The sequence below is a fragment of the Haladaptatus sp. genome, from assembly GCF_049589095.1.
Taxonomy (GTDB): Archaea; Halobacteriota; Halobacteria; order Halobacteriales; family Haladaptataceae; genus Haladaptatus.
The window spans coordinates 1-3026 of sequence record NZ_JBAWAC010000060.1 but is presented as its reverse complement, the minus strand read 5'-3'; the positions used below and the strand labels follow the sequence as shown (position 1 = coordinate 3026).

The following is a 3026-nucleotide window of genomic DNA, read 5'->3' as shown; positions in this document are numbered from 1 at the left end:
GCGAGCTATCGGAAGATGCAGGAGAACCTCGTGTGGGCGACGGGATACAACGTCGTCACCCTCCCGCTCGCGGCAGGGATTCTCGCGCCGTTCGGAATCCTCCTCTCGCCGGCCATCGGTGCCGTGTTCATGTCCGCCAGCACGGTCATCGTCGCCATCAACGCCCAGCGACTGCGAGGCGTCGATTTGACGGTCTGATGGGGCCGTTCGGAAACCGTCTCCCGGTTCGAAAAAACCGGACAGATTACCCCCTCATCCGCCCGTTTAACCCCTCGCAGAACGTTGGTCGAATCACGCAATGTCTCCGCGCTATCGGTCTCTATCTCGGCAGGTTCGGGGGACGCTTCGCGGCCTTCGCGGCGACGGTCGCGGGTCGCTTCTCGTCGCCGTGGCTATCGGGTGGGCGTTCACGCTCGGCATGCGGTTTATCGTCCCGACGCTGTTGCCACAAATCGAAGCGACGTTTCACATCTCGGATGCGTACGCCGGACTCGCCATCACGACCCTCTGGATAGGCTACGCCCTGATGCAGTTTCCCGCCGGAGTGTTGGTTAACCGCATCGGCGAGCGACGACTCCTGACCGCGAGCCTCTGTCTGTCGGGCGTGAGCATGCTCGTCCTCGGGTTCGCGCCGCTGTTCGGCGTCTTCTTCGTCGGCAGCGCAGCGTACGGACTCGGTTCCGGGTTGTACGGCCCGAGTCGCGGAACCGTCCTCTCGCGCACGTTCACGAGAAACGCCGGCGCTGCCTTCGGCGTGACGCTCGCCATCGGCAGTCTCGGCTCCGCCTTCCTCCCGAACATCGCGGCGGGCGTCGTGGGTGCCGTCGGGTGGCGGGCCATCCTCGCCGGGTTCGCGGTCCCGTTCTTCGTCATGGCGGCGTTGACGTGGCGTGTCGTCCCCGAGCGCCCGTCCGAGGACAAACGGCCGACTAGCGACTCGTCGAACGCCGACGCCGTTTCGGACGGCGGCGAATCCACTGCGTCCGCACTGCCGGATTTCGGCGAACTCCTCGGAACCCTCTCGGACCGTTCCATCCTGTTGGCGACCCTCTCGGTGGCGATTCTGCTGTTCGCCTATCAGGGTATCACGGCGTTCCTCCCGACGTATCTCCAGACGAAGGGGTTGAGTCAGGGGACCGCCGCCCTGCTGTTCGGGTTCATGTTCGTCGTCGGCGCGGCGTCCCAAATCGTCGCGGGCAGTGCCGCCGACCGGATCGGCATCAAACCCGTCCTCCTCGTCGTCACCGCCATCGGCGTCGTCGCCCCAATCGCACTGACGTTCGTCTCCGGAAAACTCGCGATCGCGGTCGTCGTCGGGATTCTCGGTACGCGCATGGCGGTCAATGCCGTCACGAACTCCTTCATCGTCGGCGCGCTTCCCGACCACCTCCAAGGGTCGGCGTGGGGATTTATCCGGACCGGTTTCTTCCTCGTCGGCTCGCTCGGTTCGACGTTTATGGGGGTCTTCGCCGACGCGAACCGGTTGAACCTCGCGTTCGTCATCTTGGGCGTACTGTCGGCGGTGGCACTCGGACTGTACGCGCTGTTGCCGAACGAGTGAAAACGAATACTCCTCTCTTCCGCTCTCATATCGAATTTCAAGCGAGGAACGCGAACGCCCGGGATTCTATCTTTCGCATATGTTCGCTGACCGTACTCGCGTCGATTCCGACGCGCTCGGCGATTTCCCCGTGAGTGGCACGGCGCGGGTTCTCGTAGTAGCCGAGTTCCATCGCGATGTCCAAAATCTCCTGTTGGCGGTCGGTCAATAATCCGGTGAGATTGCTCGTCCCCGGAGAGTACACGCCGATTCGCTCGACGCTGATGTTGATCTCCTCGGGGATTGCGGCGAGCGCTCGCTGCAACACTTGCGTCGAACGGTCGGACACCCTCGACCGGGAATGGCTTGACGAGATTACCGAACTCCTCGAAGACGGTACCGTCGCGCCGACGCTCGATACGGTGTTCCCGCTGGCCGAAGCACAGCAGGCACACGAGTTGAGCGAGAACGGGGACCTCTGCGGGAAGATCATTCTCACGACGAGCGACACCGAGGAGAACTGAAATGGAGGTCGTCGTGTTTGGAGCGACGGGCAGGGTCGGTCGTCACGTCGTGGATTCCGCACTGTTACGGGAGCACGAGGTACGAGCGTTCGTTCGAAGCCCGGAGAAAGTGGATCCGATCCACCGCGATAATAGTCACTTGTCCATCGTCGAGGGTGACGTCCTCGACACAGACGCGGTCGAACGCGCCGTTGAAGGTGCCGATGTCGTACTCAGCGCGCTCGGCCCCGCAGAAGGTTCCCCTATCGAAATGGCGATTCGCGGCGGGGAGAACATCCTCGCTGCGATGCAGACGCACGACGTTCCACGGGTCGTGATTCTCGGCGGCAGAGTTATTTCCCATCCAAATGACCCGTTCTCCGTTTCGGGACGGATTCTCTCATCCGCGGTGGACCTCGTCGCAGGCGATCTCATCGGGGGAGGAGAACGACTCATGAGAACGCTCGCGGCGAGCGATTGCGAATGGGTCATGGTCAGACCACCATGCCTTCGGAGCGGTCCACGCACTCGTGACTATCGAACGGGATATCTCAGACTCACCACCTTGTCAACCGTCTCGCGAGCTAATGTGGCGGCGTTCATGATCCGAGCGGCGGAGACGGACGGATGGGTCGGTGAAGCACCGATGATCGTTAACTGAATGGACGCCTCAGTACCGTCCAGTTGCGCCGGTGTTGCGAAGTGAGCAATCGGCCGATTCCTCCAATGTCGTTCCCGTTTTTTTCACTCGTCCAGTTCGCTCGCGGCCGAGAGCCACCAGAGGTGACCCCGACCACGCACTTCCGTGTGTTCGAGGACGCCATCGGCGACCAACTCCGCGAGTTGGTCACCGAGTCGCTCACGGGGGACGCCCAACTCGTCCGCGAGATACGTCGTGTTCACCACCGGCGCTGGTGCGTTTCGAATCGCGACAACGATCTCTTTTTGGCTGATCTCGGTGGGCATGATGGCATCCCTACGAT

5 protein-coding genes and 1 pseudogene are annotated in these 3026 nt (G+C 62.4%); 4 read left to right on the top strand and 2 right to left on the bottom strand.

All coding sequences use genetic code 11. The annotated features are described in order from the left end of the window. Both WBV42_RS02095 and WBV42_RS02090 read left to right on the top strand, forming a co-directional pair. Positions 1 to 198 (top strand): annotated as a pseudogene (locus tag WBV42_RS02095) (heavy metal translocating P-type ATPase); the annotation flags it as partial. Positions 199 to 298: 100 nt separating this feature from the next. Continuing rightward, the gene (locus tag WBV42_RS02090; RefSeq protein WP_423984561.1) at positions 299 to 1561 is read left to right on the top strand and encodes an MFS transporter; all 1263 of its coding nucleotides are present in this window, start codon (positions 299 to 301) and stop codon (positions 1559 to 1561) included. 37 nt (positions 1562 to 1598) lie between these two features. Here WBV42_RS02090 and WBV42_RS02085 read toward each other — a convergent pair whose 3' ends face one another. Beyond that, positions 1599 to 1769: a helix-turn-helix domain-containing protein gene (locus tag WBV42_RS02085; RefSeq protein ID WP_423984560.1), complete on the bottom strand. Its 171-nt coding sequence runs from the start codon at positions 1767 to 1769 to the stop codon at positions 1599 to 1601. Positions 1770 to 1776: 7 nt separating this feature from the next. Here WBV42_RS02085 and WBV42_RS02080 point away from each other — a divergent pair, with 7 nt between their 5' ends. Together WBV42_RS02080 and WBV42_RS02075 are read left to right on the top strand one after the other, a co-directional pair. Next, positions 1777 to 2064, top strand: a complete 288-nt coding sequence (locus WBV42_RS02080; protein WP_423984559.1) for a zinc-binding dehydrogenase — start codon at positions 1777 to 1779, stop codon at positions 2062 to 2064. Position 2065: 1 nt separating this feature from the next. Continuing rightward, complete coding sequence (locus WBV42_RS02075; RefSeq protein ID WP_423984558.1) at positions 2066 to 2704, top strand: NAD(P)-dependent oxidoreductase; 639 nt, start codon at positions 2066 to 2068, stop codon at positions 2702 to 2704. A gap of 83 nt (positions 2705 to 2787) precedes the next feature. Here the strand turns inward: WBV42_RS02075 and WBV42_RS02070 are convergent. Then, positions 2788 to 3026 (bottom strand): hypothetical protein (locus tag WBV42_RS02070; protein ID WP_423984557.1); only part of this gene is annotated, 239 nt, incomplete at its 5' end.